Consider the following 19,929-nt stretch of genomic DNA (forward strand, 5'->3'; position numbering starts at 1 on the left):
TATTCTCACGAAGATAAGAATCTAAAATAAAAAACCCGAAGTTTAATTTTACAAAACTTCGGGTTAATACTCTTTAAATACTATGTTTTAATCTACATTATCATGTAAAAAAGAATTGTTAGTACGGAAGGTAGTTTCATCATTACTATCTTTACCTATACTTGTTCTAGAAATTTTATCGTTGGTAGAAGATTGCGTACCACCAAGATCTATTCCTGCTCTTTTATAAGCAGGTTGCTTTTCTATTTCATCAATATTATTATTGTTTCTAAACTTGTAATTAAAGTTTTTCATTCTAGCTCTACGCTCTGCAGCACGAGCTATTAAATCTTCAGAAATAGGATTATTAAAAGGATCTATTTCTGTAGAGATTTCTTGTTGCTCCGTTTTTGGGCTTTCAGTTTTAATTACTTCTTTCTTTTCTACTTTTAACTCTTCTGCTTTTGGAGCTGGAGCTTGATAGCTAGTATTAGAAGGTTTTACTTGTGGTTTAGCCTGAGGTTTTGCTTTTTCTATACGGTCTTCTAACTCCATATAATCTTCTAAAGAATACCTTTTACCTTCACCGTTATTACTATTTCCTGAAGAAACAATTTCTATTTCACTATTTACTTCAATATTTTCTACCTCTTCTTCTTCTAAACTAAAGTAAACATTGGAAGTTGTTTCTTCTTCTTCTTCTTCTTTTACCTCATTTATTGTTTCTTCTTTCTCTTCATTTAAAGGAAAATCAAACGTAAACATAGTAGCTTGCTCTTCTTCTTGAGCTACTGCTTTTACTTCTTCTGGCTCATTAACTTCAAATTGATTAACATCGTTATCTGAATCTATGATAACAAAATCATCTTCATTATAACTAATGTCTTCATATGAAACCTCTAGATTTTTAATAATTTCTGAAGTAGGCACTAAATCCATTTGGTTTTTAGGCTCTTCTCTTTCAGGAGTTATTTTTGGTTCTTCTTCTAGTGTATGAACTATTTTACGTTCTTCTGGAGCCTTATTCTCTAAAGGTGTAGTTGCTGATGGTCTATGTTTAGTAGGTGTTAAATTATGAACTGCTTTTTGCTCATCTTCTAACGTATGTATTATTTTTTTTGTTTCTGTATTTACAATTACATTTTGTTGTTCTAAATCAAAACCCGTAGCAATAATTGTTACAGAAATAGAGTCTTCTAAACTTTCATCGTCACCAACACCCATAATAATATTGGCACTATGCCCTGCTTCACCTTGAATATGATCGTTAATCTCTCCTATTTCATCAATGGTAATTTCTTCTCCGCCAGAAACAATTAACAACAATACATTTTGTGCTCCACTAATTTTATTATCGTTTAGTAATGGAGAGTCTAACGCTTTAGAAATAGCTTCTTGCGCTCTATTACTACCAGAAGCTGTAGCAGAACCCATGATAGCAGTACCGCTATTACTTAATACCGTTTTAGCATCACGTAAATCGATGTTTTGCGTATAGTGGTGAGTTATTACTTCTGCAATTCCTCTTGAAGCTGTAGCTAGCACTTCATCAGCTTTAGAGAAACCTGCTTTAAAACCTAAATTACCGTAAACATCTCTTAATTTATTATTATTAATAACAATAAGAGAGTCTACATTTTTTCTTAATTTTTCTACACCTAATTGCGCTTGTTCGTTACGCATTTTCCCTTCAAATTGAAAAGGAATTGTAACAATACCCACGGTTAAGATGTCCATATCTTTTGCTTGTTTTGCGATAATTGGCGCGGCACCAGTACCAGTACCACCACCCATACCTGCAGTAATAAAAACCATTTTGGTGTTTTTATCAAGCAAGGTTTTTAAATCGTCAAAACTCTCTAGAGCAGCTTTTTCTCCAATTTCAGGGTTTGCTCCAGCTCCTAATCCTTCTGTTAAATTTACACCTAACTGAACTTTAATAGGAACGGGGCTATTTTCTAGCGCTTGTGAGTCTGTATTACAAACTACAAAATCTACTCCATTAATTCCCTGATGAAACATGTGATTAATTGCGTTTGATCCACCACCACCTACACCAATCACTTTGATGACGTTAGATTGATTTTTAGGTAAATCAAATGAAATGTCGAATTCTGTGCTACTCATAATTCTATAATTTTCGGTTTTAATATCTTTATTTCTTTCTAGCTTTTTTATTCTGCGTTATCTAAAAAATCTTTGAAATTGTCAAACCATTTTTCAAATATGTTTTGACGTGGTTTTTTAGATTCTGTATATTCTTTTCTTTCTTCAACCTCTTTATTTTCAGTTTCAAAACCTTCATTTACAGGTTGCTGTGGCTCTTCTATAGATTGTTCTATATCTTGAGGTTGCTCGTCTTGAATGTCTTCTTTAACTTCTTGAGCTATCTCTGCCTCTTCTTCTTCTATTCTTTTTTTATTTTTCTCTAAACTATTTAACACCAAGCCTACTGCTGTTGCATACATTGGACTGGTAGTTTCTGGATCACTATTACCTGCTAAATGCTCATTAGGGTAACCTATACGAGTATCCATACCCGTAATATATTCTACCAATTGCTTTAAGTGTTTTAATTGTGCTCCACCTCCAGTAATAACAATACCTGCAATTAGTTTTTTCTTTTGTTCATCGTGGCCGTAATTTTTAATTTCTAAAAATACTTGCTCTATAATTTCTACTACTCTAAAGTGAATTACTTTAGAAAGGTTTTTTAAGGTAATTTCTTTAGGCTCTCTACCTCTAAGACCCGGAATAGAAACAATTTCATTGTCTTTATTTTCTCCTGGCCAAGCAGAACCAAATTTTACTTTAAGCAGCTCTGCTTGTTTTTCTATAATAGAACAACCTTCTTTAATATCTTCTGTAATTACATTACCTCCAAAAGGAATAACTGCTGTGTGACGAATTATGCCGTCTTTAAAGATGGCTAAATCGGTGGTACCTCCACCTATATCTATTAATGCTACCCCTGCTTCTTTTTCTTCTTGACTTAGTACTGCATTGGCAGAAGCTAAAGGCTCTAAAGTAACCCCTGCAAGCTCTAAACCTGAGCTTTTTACACAACGACCAATATTTCTAATAGAAGAAATTTGCCCTACAACCACATGAAAGTTAGCTTCTAAACGACCTCCGTACATCCCAATTGGCTCGGTTATTTCTGCCTGCCCATCTACTTTATATTCTTGCGGAAGTACATGAATAATTTCTTCACCTGGAAGCATTACAAGTTTATGTACTTGATTGCAAAGCATATCAATATCTTTTTCTGATATTACCTCGTCTGAATTTGCTCTTGTAATATAATCACTATGCTGTAAGCTTCTAATATGCTGACCTGCAATACCTACCACTACTTCACTAATATCCATTCCAGAGTTAGCTTCAGCTTCTTGTACTGCTTGTTGTATAGATTGAATGGTTTGTGTTATGTTATTAACTACGCCTCTATGAACCCCTAGACTTTTGGATTTTCCTATTCCTAGAATTTCCATTTTGTCATACTCATTATTGCGCCCAATCATGGCTACAATTTTGGTGGTTCCAATATCAAGTCCTACTGCAATATCTTTATCTTTCATAGTCAAAACAATGTCACTTTTTGGTACAAACAACCTGGTTATTAAACTTTAAACTTACTCTTTTGTAAGTATCTAGTTTTTTATCTTTTAAAGCCTTTTTATAAAACGCTTTAAAGTTTTTTATCTTTTTATCTAATTCTTCTATTTTTCCCAATTCAATTTTAAAATCTAACACACGTAAGCCTAAAAAATAGTTACCTGTTTTATCTTTAAAAATTGTTGTTATATGCTCTTCTAAAAACTTATCTTGTTTAATTTTTAAAAGTAATGGATAAACTTGAGAAAGTTCTTTTTCACTTATACCAGAAATTAAAGGAACTCTTGCAGTATAAATCGTAGAAAGAGGCATCTTTTCTCCTTCTTCATCTATGTAAAATGACTTGTTTCCATAAACTCTTCCCAACGGCTTGCGTTGAGTGATATTAGCTATAAGTTTTTTATCTACAGTTAGATACACATCTGCATCTTTAATTAGCTTATGTGTATCTAAAATATTTTCTAACTTGTTCAAATCTATGATTTCTTTTGATTGATTTGCAAGTGTATCTTCGTTTACTTTCAACAATTTATTAACTGTATTTTCAGTAATATACAGGTTTTCGCCATTAGTAAATTTTACTTTTATATCTTCTATACTTCTTGCTGAATTTCTTCTAGAAGAAAAACTATACAAAAAGACGATGAGCGCCAATAATGCGAAAGCTTTTATGTAATTCCAATTAACTTTCATAGTTTAACGCAACTTTAATGGTTTCTACCTCATTACCTATATCTCCAGCTCCCATCATTACTATTACTTCTGCTGAAGAGTTTTCTATATTTGTTTTTAAAGCTGATCTACTTGTTAAACTTTTAGCTTCTATAGAAATTTTATTTAATAACATTTCTGAATTTACTCCCTCTATAGGTTTTTCTCTAGCAGGATAAATATCCATCAAAATTACTTGATCAAACTTTGATAGACTTTCTGCAAATTCATCTGCAAAGTCTTTTGTTCTACTAAATAAGTGAGGCTGAAAAACAGCTAACACCTTTTTATTAGGGTGCATTTCTCTCACTGCTTGATGTACCGCCAAAATTTCTTCTGGGTGGTGTGCGTAATCTTCTATTAAAACTTTTTTCTCTGTTTTTAAGTGGTATGTAAATCTTCTTTCAACCCCTTTAAAACTTGCTAAAGCTTTTGCAAGCTTCTCTCCCTCTACACCAAACTTCATACCCATTGCTAAAGCTGTAGCGGCATTCATTAAATTATGCTTTCCTGGTAAACTAAACTTTATGGATTTAACCTCGTTATTTTCTGCTATAAAATCAAAAATATAGGTGCCGTTTTCAATTTTAATATTCTTAATGTGGTAATCTGCTTCTTCTAAAACAGCAATAGAATGACCAGTTAATGCCAAATCTTTTTTGTAAAAGAAATTATCTTTATTAGAAACTTTTTCTGCAAAATCTAAGAAGGTATTTTTTAACTCTTCTGCCTCTCCATAGATATCTAAATGGTCTGCATCCATAGAGGTAATAGCTGCAATATTTGGAGAAAGATGTAAAAAAGATCTATCAAACTCATCTGCCTCTACCACAACTGCTTCGTGACCATCTGCTATAAAATTAGTATGATAATTTTCACTGATTCCGCCTAAAAATGCGGTAATTTTTACTCCAGACTGTTTTAAAATATGTGCTAAGATGGCAGTAGTAGTGGTTTTACCATGGGTACCTGCTACTGCTAGTGTTGGATAATCTTTAGTTATCATACCAAGAACTTCTGCTCTTTTCTTTACCTCAAAACCTTTCGTGGTAAAATATTGAAAAACTAAATTATCTGATGAAACAGCTGGAGTATAAACTACCAATGTAGTTTTTAAGTTTTTAAAATCTGCTGGTATTAAATCTACCTTGTCTTCTAAAATAATCTGTACGCCTTCTTCTTCTAACTTTTGGGTAATTTTTGTTGCAGTTCTATCGTAACCTGCAACGTTTTTGTTGTTCGCTACAAAATACCTAGCTAGTGCACTCATACCAATGCCACCAACACCTATAAAGTATATATTTTGTATGTTATTAAACAACCCCATTTTATTATTTTAATTATTATGCTTGATACCGAATTAAACTCAGTACGTTTTTAATTTTTTATCAATTTTTCTATTTCATCTACAATATCTTTTGTTGCATTTGGCTTTGCTAACCTTAAAATATTGTTTGATAATTTTTGCTGAAGAGTTTCTGAATGTAATATCTCTGAAAATTTATTCTGAAAATTCTCATTTAACTCAGATTCTTTCAACATTACCGCTGCATCTTCTTTTACTAAAGACAAAGCATTTTTAGTTTGGTGATCTTCTGCTACATTAGGAGAAGGAATAAAAACCACTGGTTTTGCCACCATACATAACTCACTAACAGATCCTGCTCCTGCTCTAGAGATTATAAAATCTGCTGCTGCATATGCTAAATCCATTCTATCTAAAAATTCGTGTACTTGAATTTCTTGAGATTGGTATTGCTCATATTTTTTAAAATATAGCTTACCTGTTTGCCAAATTAGTTGAAGGTTATTAGATTTAAAATAATCTAGATTCGCTTCTACCAATTCATTAACTCTTCTTGCTCCAAGACTACCACCAATAATTAAAACTGTTTTTTGATTAGGCAGTAAATTAAAATATGCTTCTGCTTCATTATCTCTTTGTTTTACCTCCACTAAATCTTGCCTTACAGGGTTTCCTGTAAATATGATTTTGTCTTTTGGGAAAAACTTTTCCATACCTGTATAAGCCACACAAATTTTATCTGCTTTATTAGCTAACCATTTGTTGGTAATTCCTGCAAATGAATTTTGCTCTTGTAAAACTGTTGGTATCTTTTTTTGATTAGCTACTTTTAATAATGGCCCGCTAGCAAAACCACCTGTACCAATAACTACATTTGGCTGAAATGATTTAATTATTTGCTTAGAGCGTAGTAAACTACTTACCAATTTTACAGGAAAAAGTAAGTTTTGAAGGGTTAATTTACGCTGAATACCGCTAATCCATAATCCTTCAATTTGATAACCTGCTTTAGGGACTTTTTGCATTTCCATACGATCTTTTGCCCCTACAAATAAAAATTTTGCATCAGGGTATCTACGCTTCAATTCATCTGCAATAGCAATTGCTGGGTAAATATGCCCCCCAGTACCACCTCCAGATAGTATGAATTTTAACTGACTCATATTGCTTCGCTTAAAATCTCTAATGGATTATCGTTATCTTCTTCTATTGAGCTTAACTCAGATTCTTTATTTTTAATTTCTTCTCGTTTAGCAGCTACCCCTTGCACAATGCCCAAAGCTAAACAAGTCATCCAAATAGAAGACCCTCCACTACTAATTAATGGTAAAGTTTGTCCCGTAACAGGAAACAGCTCTACCGCGACAGCCATATTTATTAAAGCCTGAAATATAATAGGTAAGCCTACTGCTATTACCAACAATTTCCCAAAAACGGTAGGTGCTTTTGTAGAGATAATAACCAACCTAAATAATATAAATAAGTAAGCTAACATAACTCCGAATGCACCAATAAGCCCCATTTCTTCAACAATTATAGCATAGATAAAATCTGAAGAAGATTGTGGTAAAAAATTACGCTGTATGCTTTTTCCAATTCCTGCTCCAGCCAAACCACCTCGTGCTATGGCTATTTTTGCTTTTTCTATTTGATAGTCTGCCTCTGTATCTTCATCGTTAGTAAAATTTTCTACTCTACTAATCCAAGTATCTACACGGTTAGGAAACAACCCAGGAAAAGCTTTTGCTGATAATCCAAAAAGGGTTAAAAACACTAATCCCGCTCCTATTATAATTCCTATATATTTTAAAGGATAACCACCTAGAAAAACCAACGTCATTACCATTAAAAATATAATAGCAGTTGTAGAAAAATTGGCTGGCAAAATTAATATTAAAATTACTGCTACAGGTCCCCAAAGTGGTATAATTGACTCTTTAAATGTGATTTTTTTTCCTTGTATTTTAGAAAGATATCTAGCCACATAAATCATTAATACCACAGAAGCTAAACTAGAAGTTTGAAATGTTTTTTTAATAATTGGAATTGTAATCCATCTACTTGCATTTGCGCCATCTATAGTGGTACCCTGAGCGAGTGTATATAATAATAAAGCTATTACTACCGGAATCATGATTAGAGAAATACCCTTAAAATAATGGTAAGGCACTCGATGAAATACGTAAATAAGAACAAAACCTGTAAATAAATAAGTAAAATGAGTGGTTAAATAACCAAAAGTACCTCCATCTCCATACAAGTATGCCAAGTTACTACTCGCACTATAAACTGGTATAAAAGAGAAAACCGCCAAAAGAGCTGCAATAGCCCAAATAGCTTTATCTCCCTTTAAATTAGAGAAGAATCTTTTAAGTAATATGTCTCTTTTGTTTGCCACTCTTTTTATAAACTTCTTACGTATTCTTTAAATTGTCTACCTCTGTCTTCGTAATTTTGAAATAAATCAAAACTTGCGCAGGCAGGTGATAATAAAACGGTATCTCCTTTTTCTGATAAGTGATTTGCAAAATCTACCGCCTCTTTCATGCTTTGTGTTTCAACTAAATGCTCTACACAATTACTAAAAACTTCTTTTATTCTTGCGTTATCTACCCCTAGACAGATAATGGCTTTTACTTTTTCATTTACTAGAGAAAGTAATTCTTCATATTTATTTCCTTTATCTACTCCACCAACTATCCAAATAGTTTCTGCAGAAACGCTATCTAACGCATAATAAGTTGCATTAATATTGGTTGCTTTAGAATCGTTAATGTATTGAACATTATTAATTTTTAATACTTTTTCTAACCTATGTTCTACTCCTTGAAAACTACCTAAGCTTTCTCTAATGGTTTGTTTTCTAATTTTTAAAAGTTGTGCTACTGTAGAAGCAGCCATGGCATTTTTTGTGTTATGCTCACCCTTCAACGCGATCTCCTCTTTTGCCATAATAAATTCTTTATCTTCTATTCTTACTATTATATTGTTATTCTTATCTAGAAAAGCACCTTCTTGAACTTCATTTTTAAAAGTTAAAGGCAGCTTTTTTGCTTTTATTTTATTGTTTGACAGCCACTCTGCTATCGTTGGATTATCTGCATCATAAATGAAATAATCGTTTTCTGTTTGATTTTTAGTTATTCTAAACTTAGAAGCTATGTAATTTTCATACTTATACTCATACCTATCTAAATGGTCTGGAGTTATATTGGTTAACACAGCTATATGAGGTCTAAAATCTTCTACCCCGTCTAACTGAAAACTACTCAACTCTAACACGTAATGCTCTGCAGATTTGTTTAATACTGCTTTTGCAAAACTATCTCCAATATTTCCTGCTAATGCAACACTTAACCCTCCGTTTTTTAAGATAAAATTGGTCCACGTAGCAGTAGTTGTTTTTCCGTTACTTCCGGTAATACCTATAATATTAGAGTCTGTATATTCTGAAGCAAATTCAATTTCAGAAATCACTTTAACTCCTTTAGCAAATAATTGCTGAACGATAGCTACTTTTTCTGGGATACCTGGACTTTTCATTACCAAATCTGCATTCAGAATTAAGTCTTCTGTATGCTTTTCTTCTTCCCAGTTTATTTCATTATTTATAAGAACTTTTTTGTACTTGTCTGTAATTTTTCCTTTATCAGAAACAAATACTTCGTAACCTTCTTTTTTTGCTAGAAGCGCAGTACCTACTCCACTTTCTCCGCCACCAAGTACCACTAGCCTTTTCATATTATCTTAGTTTTAGTGTTACAATGGTTATTACAGCCAATAGAATACCTACAATCCAAAATCTTACTACAATTTTACTTTCATGATGCCCTTTTTTCTGGTAGTGATGGTGTAATGGTGACATTAAGAAAATTCTTCTTCCTTCACCAAATTTTTTTCTGGTGTATTTAAACCAGCTTACTTGCATTACTACAGACAGATTTTCTATTAAAAAAATTCCGCAGAGAATAGGGATCAGTAATTCTTTTCTGGTTGCTATAGCAAGTACCGCTATAATTCCTCCTATAGTTAAACTACCCGTATCTCCCATAAAAACTTGGGCAGGAAATGTGTTATACCATAAAAAACCAACTAAAGCTCCTGCAAAAGCAGCTATATAAACCGTCATTTCTCCAGAATGTGGAATATTCATGACGTTTAAATAATCTGAAAAGAAAATATTACCAGAAACCCAAGCAAAAAGTCCGAGAGTTAATACTATAATAGCAGAGGTTCCTGCTGCTAAACCATCTATACCATCTGTAAGGTTAGCCCCGTTAGAAACTGCGGTTACTATAAAAATTACAATTGGTATAAAAATTACCCAAGCGTATTTAGCATAATCTGCATCAATCCAAGTAATTAAACTTGAATAATCAAACTCATTATTTTTTACAAAAGGAATGGTAGTTTTTGTTGATTTTTTTTCGCTTTCAAAATTTGTGGTTTTAGTATCTGTTAATTCTACTTGAGCCACCTCATCTTTTACCTGCTCTTTTACCGTAATATCTGGATGAAAATACATAGTTGCTCCCACGATAACCCCTAAACCAACCTGGCCAATTACTTTAAATCTTCCTTTTAAACCTTCTTTATTTTTTTTGAATGTTTTAATATAATCGTCTATAAAGCCAATAATCCCCATCCAAATAGTGGTAATTATTAAAAGCCACACATATACATTATCTAGTTTTGCCAAAAGCACCACTGGAACTAATGTTGCTAAAATGATAATAATACCACCCATGGTAGGGGTACCTGCTTTTTCTGATTGCCCTTGTAAACCTAATTCACGTACGCTTTCGCCTACTTGCTTTTTTTGTAAGAAGTTGATTATTCTCTTACCGAAGATGGTAGAAATAAGTAAAGAAAGGATGATAGCCAATGCCGCACGAAAAGATATAAATTGAAATATCTGCGCTCCTGGCAACTCATATTGTTCTTCTAAAAATTGAAATAAGTAATATAACATCCTTTTATTTTTAGCTTTTTATTTCTCTAATTGTTCTAATAATTCTTTTACAATCTTCATATCGTCAAAATCTGACCTTACTCCATTTACTTCTTGGTAAGTCTCATGCCCTTTTCCTGCAATCAAAATAATATCATTAGGCGCTGCCATTACACAAGCTGTTTTTATAGCTTGTTTTCTATTTGTAACAGATATTACTTTTTTTACATTTTGAGGTTGTACTCCTGCTTCTATCTCTTCTATTATCTGGTCTGGATTTTCTGTTCTTGGGTTATCACTTGTAAAAACAACCTTTGTACTACACTCAGAAGCTATGTCACCCATTGTTGGGCGTTTAGTTTTATCTCTATCTCCGCCGCAACCTACTACGGTAATTAGCTCTTCATTTTTAGTTCTAATAGCATTAATAGTTTCTAATACATTTTTTAATGCATCTGGAGTATGCGCGTAATCTACAATAGCTGTAATTTTACTAGAAGAAACGTGGTATTGAAATCTTCCGCTAACAGAAGACAATTCACTTATTAACCTCAAATTTTCTAATTCATCTAAGCCTAATAAATCTGCAGTAGCATAAATTGCTGAAAGATTATATGCATTAAACTCCCCTATTAACTTGCTCCAAACTTCGTGACCGTTTAATTTTAATAACAAACCACCAAAACTATTTTCTAATAATTGCGCCTTATAATCTGCCATAGATTTAAGTGCATAAGTTTTTTTGGTTGCTTTGGTGTTTTGAAGCATTATTGCTCCGTTTTTATCATCTACATTTGTTAATGCAAATGCTTCTTTTGGTAGCTCATCAAAAAACCTTTTTTTCACATCTCTGTATTCTGCAAAATTTTTGTGATAATCTAAATGATCATGAGATAGATTAGTAAAAATTCCGCCAGCAAACGTTAGTCCGCCAGTTCTATGTTGATCTATACCGTGAGAGCTTACTTCCATAAAACAGAACTCTACTCCTGCTTCATTCATTTCAGCCAAATATTTATTAATTGTAATAGAATCTGGTGTAGTTAATTTTGTACCGTATTCTTTATCTCCAACCTTAATAGCTACTGTAGATATTAAACCAACTTGATACCCAGCTCTACTAAATAATTGAAACAATAAAGTTGCAATAGTTGTTTTTCCGTTTGTACCAGTTACTCCTACTAGTTTTAAATTTTCTGAAGGATTTTTATAATAATTACTTGCTATTAATGCTAAGGCTTCTTTCGTATTTTTTACTTGAACATAAGTAATACCGCTTATCATATCTTTAGGCAACTCTTCACACACTACCGCTAACGCACCTTGATCTTGCGCTTGTTTTATGTATTGATGCCCATCTGACAAAGCTCCTCTAATTGCCACAAAAACATCGTTTAATTGAATTTGCCTAGAATCAAAATGAAGCTGATTAATTGCTACACTTGTATCTCCTATCACTTTTTCAATAGAAACTTTATAAAGTATGTCTTTTAAATGTATCAAATTGAAGAAATTAAAATTTGTTGATTAGCTTTTACTTTTTGTCCTTGCTGTATAGATTGTTTTTTTATTTTACCCAATCCGTTCAGTTTTACTTTTAGGCCTAAATTTTCTAGAATAGCAATAGCATCCATTGCTGGTAACCCTTCTACATTTGGCACTATGGTTTTATATTTTTGAGATACCGCAAAATATCTTTCAAAATTTTTATCTACTTCTGGATTATCACTCTCTAAATTCTCTACCTCATCTACCGCAGGAGTATCTGTATAAATTTTTTGTGCAATGGTTTTAAAAACTGGCCCTGCTACAATATTTCCGTAATACCCAATACTTCTATCTGGCTTACTAATTACCACAATACAAGAGTACTTTGGGTCTTCTGCTGGAAAATAACCTGCAAATGATGCTATATATTCAGAACCACCCTTACCTGCTCCATAACCAGTTAAACAAGTTCCTGTTTTACCGGCCATTGAGAAATTTTCTGTGTAAATATTTGCAGCCGTACCTCTTTTTACGGTTTTCTTCATCATCTCTCTCACCTTCATTGCTGTTTCTTTAGAGCAAACAGAATTTTGTATGATTGGCTGATTATAATCATGAACCACCTTATCTCGATCTCTTACTTCTTTTATTAATCTTGGCTTAATCATAATACCATCATTAGCAATAGCATTATAAAAAGCCAAAGTTTGTAATGGCGTAATAGAAACCCCATAACCAAAAGACATCCAAGGCAAAGTAGTACCGTACCAATTACTATCATCTGGATGCGGAATTTTTGGAGCCCCTTCACCTTTAATTTCTAATCCTATTTTTTTATTAAGCCCCATGTAATCTAAACGATTGACAAATGCCTCTGGATTATCTTTATAACCCTCATAAATAAATTTAGAAAAAGCGGTATTAGAAGAAACCTCAAAAGCTTTAGCTACAGATATTTTACCATAACCACCTTTATGAGAGTCTCTCACTATACGATCATAATACTTAATTGCCCCTCCTTCTGTATCTACCACATCTGCAGTATCTACCACCCTATCTTCTAGAGCAGCCACCATTGCCATTAGTTTAAAAGTACTCCCTGGTTCGTGAGACTCCCAAACAGCATAATTTCTTTTTTCGTAATATTTACCATCGTCTGTTCTCCCAAGATTAGCCATAGCTTTAATCTCTCCCGTCTCTGTCTCCATCACAACTACCGTCCCGTGATCTGCCCTAAAACTAATTAATTGAGAAAGCAACGCGTGGTGTGCAATATCTTGAATATTAATATCTATGGTAGAAACCACATCTAACCCGTCTTCTGGCTCTCTTTCATTTTCATCACTAATAGGTTTCCACTGTCCTTGTGCTATTTTTTGTTTTAATCGGTGCCCATCTTTCCCTTTTAAGTACTCATCATAAGCTCCTTCTAAACCAGCCTGACCGTGACCTACTGTTCTTTCTCCTATTTTCCCTAAAGGTCTTTGCCTAACAGTTCTTTGTTCAGAAATAAATCCGCCTTTATAAGCCCCTAAACGAAACATTGGAAACTCTTTTATTTTTGCATATTGAGAATACCCAACCCCTCGAGCTACTAAAAAATATCTATTTTTATTGGCCCTAGCTCTTCTTAAAATATTTACATAATAAGACTCAGGCTTCTCAAACATTTTAGAAAGCTCTTTTGCCAAAGGCTTTAAATAAAGATCAAAATTTTCTTGAGACACCGTTAAGGCATCAAAACGAATATCATATTCTGGCACAGATGTAGCCAACAAACTCCCTTTAGCATCGTATAAATTACCCCTATTAGCAGGTATAGTAAAGTTTTTAAACACTCTTTTATCTGAAAGTTCTTTATATTTTTCTCCTTCAGAAACTTGAATATTTATCAACTTAAATGCAATTGCAAAAGCAAACAGAAATACACCCCCAGCAATGAAGTACAATCTATAAAGTATGTTTTTTTCTGCTACCAATTATTTATTTGAATTTAGCACCACTATTTTATGTGGTGGTTTTTTTGACGCTCCTAAACCAGAACCTTCTAATTTTTTTAAAATAGTAGACTCCATCTTTAACTGCATTAAATCTTTTTCTAGATCTACATGCTCACTTCTTAACTCTCTTACTTCTTTATTTAATTTAGCTATTTGATGTACTTTTCTTTCTGCACTGTGAGAGCAAGCAATCATTATAATTGCTAATGCTGTACAAAAAAGAATAAAACTCCAGTTTTTAAGCGCATCATCGCTTATTAAAAACTTTCCTTTTAAAAAATCGTAAACTCCTCTTTTCATACACCTCTTAAAGCTTCTCTCCTATTCTAAGTTTTGCACTTCTTGCTCTATTATTCATTTTAATCTCTTCTGCTGTAGGAACTATTAGTTTTCCCACTTTCTTAAAAGGAACTGTCATTCTACCAAACATATCTTTCTCTGGCTCCCCTTCAAAAAGACCGTTTCGTATATATCTTTTTACCAATCTATCTTCTAAAGAATGGTAAGAGATAAGACTTATTCTCCCTCCTTTTTCTAAAACATCTTCCGTTTGTTGCAGAAAATCTTTTAACACTTCTATTTCTTGATTAACTTCTATTCTAATAGCTTGGTAAATCTGAGCTAGAATTTTAAACTCTCTATTTTTAAACAAATGCGGCATCAATAGTTCTTTTAATTGATCTCCTGTTTCTATAGGCGCATTCTCTCTTTCTTCTACAATTACTCTAGCCAATTTCGGAGCGTTTTTTAACTCTCCGTATTGATAAAACATAGAACGTAACTGCTCTTCTGCATAGCCATTAATAACCTCATAAGCGCTAATCTTTTCTTTTTGATTCATTCTCATATCTAACTTAGAATCAAAACGTGTAGAAAAACCACGCTCAGCAACATCAAACTGATGAGAAGAAACTCCAAAATCACCTAAAACTCCATCTACTGTTTTATGCCCATAAAACCTTAAAAACTGTTTTAAAAATTTAAAATTTTCAGGTATTAAAGTAAAACGCGCATCATCAATCACGTTTTGTTTTGCATCAGGATCTTGATCAAAAGCAAACAACTTACCACCTTCTCCCAACCTACTCAATATCTCTCTAGAGTGACCACCACCACCAAACGTAACATCTACATACACTCCGTTAGGCTTAATATTTAAGCCGTCTACAGTTTCTTTTAACAGTACTGGATTATGATATTCCAAATTCTCCATCATTACCTCCCATTACTTCTTCTGCTAAATCTGCAAAATCATCTGCAGCATCTTCAATAGCTAGTTCATATTTATCTTTATCCCATATCTCTACAATCCCGATTGCAGAAGACAGCACAATTTCTTTTTTTAGACCTGCAAAATTTAAAAGATCTTTAGGCACTAAAAGCCTTCCATTTGCATCTACTTCTACCATTTTTACACCAGCAGTAAATCTTCTAATAAAATCATTGTTTTTTTTATTGAAGCGATTAAGCGAGTTCACTTTTTTCATCAAAGCATTCCACTCACTCATAGGATACATCTCTATACATGACTGAAAGACAGCACGCTTCAAAACAAAACCATCTTCTAACATAGGCAGAAGTTGCGATTTTAATTTTGCAGGTACCATCAATCGACCCTTTGCGTCGATTTTACATTCATATGACCCTATTAAATTTATCACCTCTAAGAATTCTTAGTTCAAAGATATTGAAAATATCACCACATTTTACCACATTTTACCACATTGTTGATAAGTTTTAACCTCACTTTACCACACACCCTCCCAAAACACCTATAAACACTGATAATTAGACGTTTAGATAAAGTGGTAATAAATGGAGTGAAATACTGTGAATAAACTCAAAATGAAGCAATATTAAAACTCTTCAAATTCAAGAACATAATAATTACTCATACTTAAACAATAATCTCTATATTTGTTTTTGCAAATCGCAATTCTTATTGATGAAAGAAGAAATTAAATCTGAAGGAAAGTTTAATTATATTGAGAAAGGAGAAGGAACTCCAATAATTATCCTACATGGTTTAATGGGAGGCCTTAGTAATTTTGATGGTGTAGCACAATTTTTTCCGAAGAAAGGTTACAAAGTTGTAGTACCAGAGCTTCCTCTTTACTCCATGCCTTTATTAAAAACTAGCGTAAGCAATTTTGCTAAATACATAAAAGAGTTTATTGACTTTAAAAATTACAAAGAAGTAATTTTATTAGGAAACTCTCTTGGCGGACATATTGGCTTGCTTACTACCAAACTATACCCTGAAAAAATTAAAGCATTAATTATTACAGGTAGTTCTGGTTTGTATGAAAGTGCAATGGGAGAAAGCTACCCTAAGCGCGGTGATTACGAATACATTAAAAAGAAAGCAGAAAATGTGTTTTATGATCCTGCTGTTGCTACAAAAGAAATTGTAGATGATGTTTACAATACTTTGAACGACAGAAGTAAATTAATTAAAACATTAGCTATTGCGAAGAGCGCCATAAGACATAATATGGCAAAAGACTTACCTAAAATGCAAACCCAAACTTGTATTATTTGGGGAAGACAAGATAGCGTAACACCACCAGAAGTTGCTGAAGATTTTAATAAACTCTTACCAAATTCTGATCTTTATTGGATAGAAAAATGTGGTCACGCAGCTATGATGGAACATCCAGATAAATTTAACCAAATACTTGATCACTGGTTACAAGAAAAAGAGCTTTAAAAGTTATGGATATAAAACAGGCCAATTTTGTAATTAGCAATAGTGACGTAAAAAAATGTCCCGATAGTAATTTACCTGAATATGCTTTTATTGGCAGAAGTAATGTTGGTAAATCTTCTTTAATCAACATGATTACTAAGCGTAAAAGCTTAGCTAAAACCTCTGGTAGACCAGGTAAAACACAACTAATTAATCATTTTTTAATTAATGATGATTGGCACTTGGTAGATTTACCAGGTTACGGGTATGCAAGAGTGAGCAAAAAAGAAAAGAAAACTTTTCAGAAATTTATTACAGATTATTTTAAGTTTAGAAAACAATTAGTTGCAGCTTTTGTATTGGTAGACTCTAGACACGAGCCACAAAAAATAGACTTAGAATTTATACAATGGCTAGGAGAAAATATGATTCCGTTTGCTATTATTTTTACAAAAGCAGATAAGTTAAAACCAAATGCTTTAGAAAGAAATGTAGAAGACTATCTTAAAAAGCTTTCTGAAACTTGGTCTAGCCTACCTCCTCACTTTATAACCTCTTCTTCTAAAGAATTGGGCCGAGACGAAGTACTTCAATATATTGATGATATTAACAACAACTTAGAAACCGAATAACTAAACCCTCTCTTTAATTACTGTGATTAGATCTTCTGTAGATTTAAATGTATTTAACTCTTTAGCAGATACTAGTAACTCAAACTCATCAGCATTCTTCAAAAGTACAATTGGGAAATTAAATTTGCTTCCAAATTTAGAAGCATATTGTTTTTCAAATTCATCTTTATGGAGAAATTCTAAATTATGAATTGTTTCTAACTTAAAATCTCTCCATTTTTTATTTTCAGTAAAAATCCCGTGTGTTAACTTACACAAACCACAAGAGTAGGTTTCAGGTTTTACTATTTTATGTATACTATCTAATACAGCATTAGCTTTACCAGAATTTGCTTTATACACAAAAAGAATATTTTTCATTACTCTTTTTTAAGCTCTAGTTTATCTGCAAAATAATCACAGAAATCTTTCATGGTTTCCATCATTTTCTCATCTTCTGTAGCGCGGTAAAAAGTATCACTCATCGCTACTAATGTTTGATGAAAAAATATCTTCATCTCATCTACAGGCATATCTTTGGTCCATAAATCTATACGCAAAGTTTCTTGCTGCTTACTATCCCATAAAGAAAGCAACATTGCTTTTGCTTCTTCTTTATTTACGCCTCCGTCTTGTGCACTCCAATTCAAATTTTCTGGAACATTGTTTTCATCTACCTCAACTTGAATTTTTATTTCAGATTTTTTATTCGCCATGTTTATGGTTTTCTTGGTTTGTAATTTGATTGTTTAAAAATTTCTTCTGCATCTAGTTGTAATAATTCTGTTAAAGAAACATCACTGTGTTTATCTGCATACTGCCTTACTATTTGCCAACCTATAAATTGACCTAATTGTGGCGGACTTTCACTATCTAACTCTAATCTAAATTTAGAAAAAGGAGCTAGATTTATAAATCTACGTTGCAACTCACTATTGGTATCGTACAACAATTCGTGCTCTATAAAATACCTCCAAATTTGCTCTTCATTGGTAACTGCCCATTCCATTTCTTGATCTGTGTATCCCATTTTTGCAGCATCTGAAAAATTAGGAATCAGTTTATCTTTTACATACAACAACTTACCATAATACACCATAGAAGAGAGAAAATCTCTTTCTTGTAATTGAGGTGTAAACAATTCTGCATATTTTGTAGCAATATCTGGTACAATTTGCGTGGGTATAAAATTCTTCTTTAAATACTCTTGCATACCAATATAAAACTTATGCTCTTTCCCTAAATAAGTATCTAAAGAAATTAATACGACACTATCTGTAACTACCGCTTTGTTATGGTAATCTACCTCTGAAGTAATAGTTATTACCCTTGGTATACTTACTTGCGGAAAATAGTATTTTACGTGCTGAAATAAACCTTCTATCTCTTGCTTCTGCTTTACCTCAGGAAAAGCTTTTAACACCTCTCTATTTAATTCTTGCTGAATGGTATCTTGCAGCATATTTACCCAAATAGAATCTGCGTATTGTTTAGGAAACAACAAAGGATATTCTTTTTTTAACTGCGGAATATCTGAAGGAGAAGCCTGTGCAAAAACCTTATCAAATCTTTCTATTTCTATACTTACAGGTATTTTAGAAATCTCTTGTTCTACCTTATCTTCTTGATTACAACTTGCTAAAAAAGCTAATCCTAAAAACAAAAAGAAAATATTTTTCACCATAGATATATTGTTATGATTGCTTTAACGCCTATAAAAGTTTATAATTATCTTGAAAAGCTTATTTTTGCAACAAAGGTAATTTATAAACTTAAAACATTCACTCATGCACACCCAAAAAGTAGTAGATCATATTGTAAACTGGTTAAAAACCTATGCAACTAACGCTAATATGAATGGATTTGTGATAGGAATTAGCGGCGGAATAGACTCTGCGGTAACCTCTACCCTTTGCGCAAGAACAGGCCTAAAAGTGAAATGTTTAGAAATGCCTATACACCAGGCAGAAAACCAAGTAAACCGAGCAATTAGACATATTGATTGGCTAAAAAACAACTTTGAAGATATTGAATTTCAACAAGTAAACCTTACTCCTGTTTTTGATAGTTTGATTGAAGCACTACCTAAGGTTGATAATGAAGACGACCGTTTTATGTCTCTTGCCAATACTCGCGCTAGATTAAGAATGACTTCTTTATATTATTTTGCTGCACTAGAAGGCTTGTTAGTTGCAGGAACAGGAAATAAAGTAGAAGATTTTGGTGTAGGCTTTTACACCAAATACGGTGACGGCGGTGTAGACTTGAGCCCGATTGCCGATTTATTAAAAACTGAAGTATACGAGATTGCCGAATACTTAGGTATTAATGATGAAATTTTAAAAGCAGCCCCTACAGATGGTTTATGGGGTGATAACCGTACCGATGAAGACCAAATTGGCGCTACTTACCCAGAGTTAGAATGGGCAATGCATATGGATGATTTAGGAAAAACTGCCGACAGTTTTGAGGGAAGAAAATTAGAAGTATTTAAAATTTATAAAAGATTAAATAGCGCTAATCAACATAAAATGCAACCAATACCTGTTTGTGAAATCCCACTTAATTTTAAGTAA

19 protein-coding genes are annotated in these 19,929 nt (G+C 32.7%); 3 read left to right on the forward strand and 16 right to left on the reverse strand.

What is annotated here, in order from left to right:
- Nucleotides 1-87: 87 nt before the first annotated feature.
- Genes ftsZ through mraZ form a run of 13 tightly spaced genes read right to left on the reverse strand, consistent with a single transcriptional unit; the run spans nt 88 to nt 15,714 of the window.
- Nucleotides 88-2,106, reverse strand: a complete 2,019-nt coding sequence (gene ftsZ, locus BUC03_RS12685; RefSeq protein WP_073152705.1) for a cell division protein FtsZ — start codon at nt 2,104-2,106, stop codon at nt 88-90.
- Between the two features lie 47 nt (nt 2,107-2,153).
- Complete coding sequence (gene ftsA / locus BUC03_RS12690) at nt 2,154-3,560, reverse strand: cell division protein FtsA (RefSeq protein ID WP_073152707.1); 1,407 nt, start codon at nt 3,558-3,560, stop codon at nt 2,154-2,156.
- Between the two features lie 13 nt (nt 3,561-3,573).
- Complete coding sequence (locus tag BUC03_RS12695; RefSeq protein WP_073152710.1) at nt 3,574-4,290, reverse strand: cell division protein FtsQ/DivIB; 717 nt, start codon at nt 4,288-4,290, stop codon at nt 3,574-3,576.
- A complete protein-coding gene (murC, locus tag BUC03_RS12700; protein WP_073152713.1) occupies nt 4,280-5,635 on the reverse strand; it encodes a UDP-N-acetylmuramate--L-alanine ligase in 1,356 nt (451 codons plus the stop codon). The genes BUC03_RS12695 and murC overlap by 11 nt, the downstream gene beginning before the upstream one ends.
- Before the next feature lie 50 nt (nt 5,636-5,685).
- Nucleotides 5,686-6,777, reverse strand: coding sequence for an undecaprenyldiphospho-muramoylpentapeptide beta-N-acetylglucosaminyltransferase (gene murG / locus BUC03_RS12705; RefSeq protein ID WP_073152716.1), 1,092 nt, complete (start codon nt 6,775-6,777; stop codon nt 5,686-5,688).
- Nucleotides 6,774-8,012: an FtsW/RodA/SpoVE family cell cycle protein gene (locus tag BUC03_RS12710; protein ID WP_234971623.1), complete on the reverse strand. Its 1,239-nt coding sequence runs from the start codon at nt 8,010-8,012 to the stop codon at nt 6,774-6,776. Before BUC03_RS12710 ends, murG begins: the two co-directional genes overlap by 4 nt.
- Before the next feature lie 5 nt (nt 8,013-8,017).
- On the reverse strand, nt 8,018-9,355 hold the full coding sequence (murD, locus tag BUC03_RS12715; RefSeq protein WP_073152718.1) for a UDP-N-acetylmuramoyl-L-alanine--D-glutamate ligase: 1,338 nt from the start codon (nt 9,353-9,355) through the stop codon (nt 8,018-8,020).
- A gap of 1 nt (nt 9,356) precedes the next feature.
- Complete coding sequence (gene mraY, locus BUC03_RS12720) at nt 9,357-10,586, reverse strand: phospho-N-acetylmuramoyl-pentapeptide-transferase (protein WP_073152721.1); 1,230 nt, start codon at nt 10,584-10,586, stop codon at nt 9,357-9,359.
- Nucleotides 10,587-10,604: 18 nt separating this feature from the next.
- Nucleotides 10,605-12,068 (reverse strand): UDP-N-acetylmuramoyl-L-alanyl-D-glutamate--2,6-diaminopimelate ligase, encoded by a 1,464-nt coding sequence (locus tag BUC03_RS12725; protein WP_073152723.1) that lies wholly within the window; start codon nt 12,066-12,068, stop codon nt 10,605-10,607.
- Entirely contained in the window at nt 12,065-14,032 is a 1,968-nt protein-coding gene (locus BUC03_RS12730) for a penicillin-binding protein (protein WP_073152726.1), read from the reverse strand. Before BUC03_RS12730 ends, BUC03_RS12725 begins: the two co-directional genes overlap by 4 nt.
- On the reverse strand, nt 14,033-14,353 hold the full coding sequence (locus tag BUC03_RS12735) for an FtsL-like putative cell division protein (protein ID WP_073152729.1): 321 nt from the start codon (nt 14,351-14,353) through the stop codon (nt 14,033-14,035).
- A 7-nt stretch (nt 14,354-14,360) separates the two neighbouring features.
- Nucleotides 14,361-15,269 carry a 16S rRNA (cytosine(1402)-N(4))-methyltransferase RsmH gene (gene rsmH, locus BUC03_RS12740; RefSeq protein WP_234971624.1) on the reverse strand — a complete coding sequence of 303 codons (909 nt, stop codon included), beginning with the start codon at nt 15,267-15,269 and terminating at the stop codon, nt 14,361-14,363.
- Complete coding sequence (gene mraZ, locus BUC03_RS12745; RefSeq protein ID WP_073152732.1) at nt 15,244-15,714, reverse strand: division/cell wall cluster transcriptional repressor MraZ; 471 nt, start codon at nt 15,712-15,714, stop codon at nt 15,244-15,246. Before mraZ ends, rsmH begins: the two co-directional genes overlap by 26 nt.
- A gap of 284 nt (nt 15,715-15,998) precedes the next feature.
- On the opposite strand from mraZ, the gene BUC03_RS12750 reads away from it, so the two are divergent.
- Both BUC03_RS12750 and yihA read left to right on the forward strand, forming a co-directional pair.
- Nucleotides 15,999-16,763 (forward strand): alpha/beta fold hydrolase, encoded by a 765-nt coding sequence (locus BUC03_RS12750; RefSeq protein ID WP_073152735.1) that lies wholly within the window; start codon nt 15,999-16,001, stop codon nt 16,761-16,763.
- A 5-nt stretch (nt 16,764-16,768) separates the two neighbouring features.
- Nucleotides 16,769-17,374 carry a ribosome biogenesis GTP-binding protein YihA/YsxC gene (gene yihA, locus BUC03_RS12755; protein ID WP_073152738.1) on the forward strand — a complete coding sequence of 202 codons (606 nt, stop codon included), beginning with the start codon at nt 16,769-16,771 and terminating at the stop codon, nt 17,372-17,374.
- On the opposite strand, the gene BUC03_RS12760 is transcribed toward yihA, so the two are convergent.
- The 3 genes from BUC03_RS12760 to gldB are packed head-to-tail and all read right to left on the reverse strand — an operon-like array spanning nt 17,375 to nt 19,037.
- Nucleotides 17,375-17,734: a GTPase gene (locus BUC03_RS12760; RefSeq protein WP_073152741.1), complete on the reverse strand. Its 360-nt coding sequence runs from the start codon at nt 17,732-17,734 to the stop codon at nt 17,375-17,377.
- Complete coding sequence (gldC, locus tag BUC03_RS12765) at nt 17,734-18,069, reverse strand: gliding motility protein GldC (protein WP_073152744.1); 336 nt, start codon at nt 18,067-18,069, stop codon at nt 17,734-17,736. The genes BUC03_RS12760 and gldC overlap by 1 nt, the downstream gene beginning before the upstream one ends.
- Before the next feature lie 2 nt (nt 18,070-18,071).
- Nucleotides 18,072-19,037 carry a gliding motility lipoprotein GldB gene (gldB, locus tag BUC03_RS12770; RefSeq protein WP_073152746.1) on the reverse strand — a complete coding sequence of 322 codons (966 nt, stop codon included), beginning with the start codon at nt 19,035-19,037 and terminating at the stop codon, nt 18,072-18,074.
- Between the two features lie 103 nt (nt 19,038-19,140).
- Here gldB and nadE point away from each other — a divergent pair, with 103 nt between their 5' ends.
- The gene (gene nadE / locus BUC03_RS12775; protein ID WP_073152749.1) at nt 19,141-19,929 is read left to right on the forward strand and encodes an NAD(+) synthase; all 789 of its coding nucleotides are present in this window, start codon (nt 19,141-19,143) and stop codon (nt 19,927-19,929) included.

It is taken from the genome of Mesonia phycicola (genome assembly GCF_900141885.1).
Taxonomy (GTDB): Bacteria; Bacteroidota; Bacteroidia; order Flavobacteriales; family Flavobacteriaceae; genus Mesonia; species Mesonia phycicola.

Coding starts and splice junctions, on each gene's coding strand:
- BUC03_RS12735 (WP_073152729.1), bottom strand. CDS start 14,353: ATGAAAAGAGGAGTTTACGATTTTTTAAAAGGAAAGTTTTTAATAAGC.
- ftsZ (WP_073152705.1), bottom strand. CDS start 2,106: ATGAGTAGCACAGAATTCGACATTTCATTTGATTTACCTAAAAATCAA.
- ftsA (WP_073152707.1), bottom strand. CDS start 3,560: ATGAAAGATAAAGATATTGCAGTAGGACTTGATATTGGAACCACCAAA.
- yihA (WP_073152738.1), top strand. CDS start 16,769: ATGGATATAAAACAGGCCAATTTTGTAATTAGCAATAGTGACGTAAAA.
- BUC03_RS12695 (WP_073152710.1), bottom strand. CDS start 4,290: ATGAAAGTTAATTGGAATTACATAAAAGCTTTCGCATTATTGGCGCTC.
- mraY (WP_073152721.1), bottom strand. CDS start 10,586: ATGTTATATTACTTATTTCAATTTTTAGAAGAACAATATGAGTTGCCA.
- gldB (WP_073152746.1), bottom strand. CDS start 19,037: ATGGTGAAAAATATTTTCTTTTTGTTTTTAGGATTAGCTTTTTTAGCA.
- BUC03_RS12760 (WP_073152741.1), bottom strand. CDS start 17,734: ATGAAAAATATTCTTTTTGTGTATAAAGCAAATTCTGGTAAAGCTAAT.
- BUC03_RS12750 (WP_073152735.1), top strand. CDS start 15,999: ATGAAAGAAGAAATTAAATCTGAAGGAAAGTTTAATTATATTGAGAAA.
- murD (WP_073152718.1), bottom strand. CDS start 9,355: ATGAAAAGGCTAGTGGTACTTGGTGGCGGAGAAAGTGGAGTAGGTACT.
- rsmH (WP_234971624.1), bottom strand. CDS start 15,269: ATGATGGAGAATTTGGAATATCATAATCCAGTACTGTTAAAAGAAACT.
- murC (WP_073152713.1), bottom strand. CDS start 5,635: ATGGGGTTGTTTAATAACATACAAAATATATACTTTATAGGTGTTGGT.
- gldC (WP_073152744.1), bottom strand. CDS start 18,069: ATGGCGAATAAAAAATCTGAAATAAAAATTCAAGTTGAGGTAGATGAA.
- nadE (WP_073152749.1), top strand. CDS start 19,141: ATGCACACCCAAAAAGTAGTAGATCATATTGTAAACTGGTTAAAAACC.
- murG (WP_073152716.1), bottom strand. CDS start 6,777: ATGAGTCAGTTAAAATTCATACTATCTGGAGGTGGTACTGGGGGGCAT.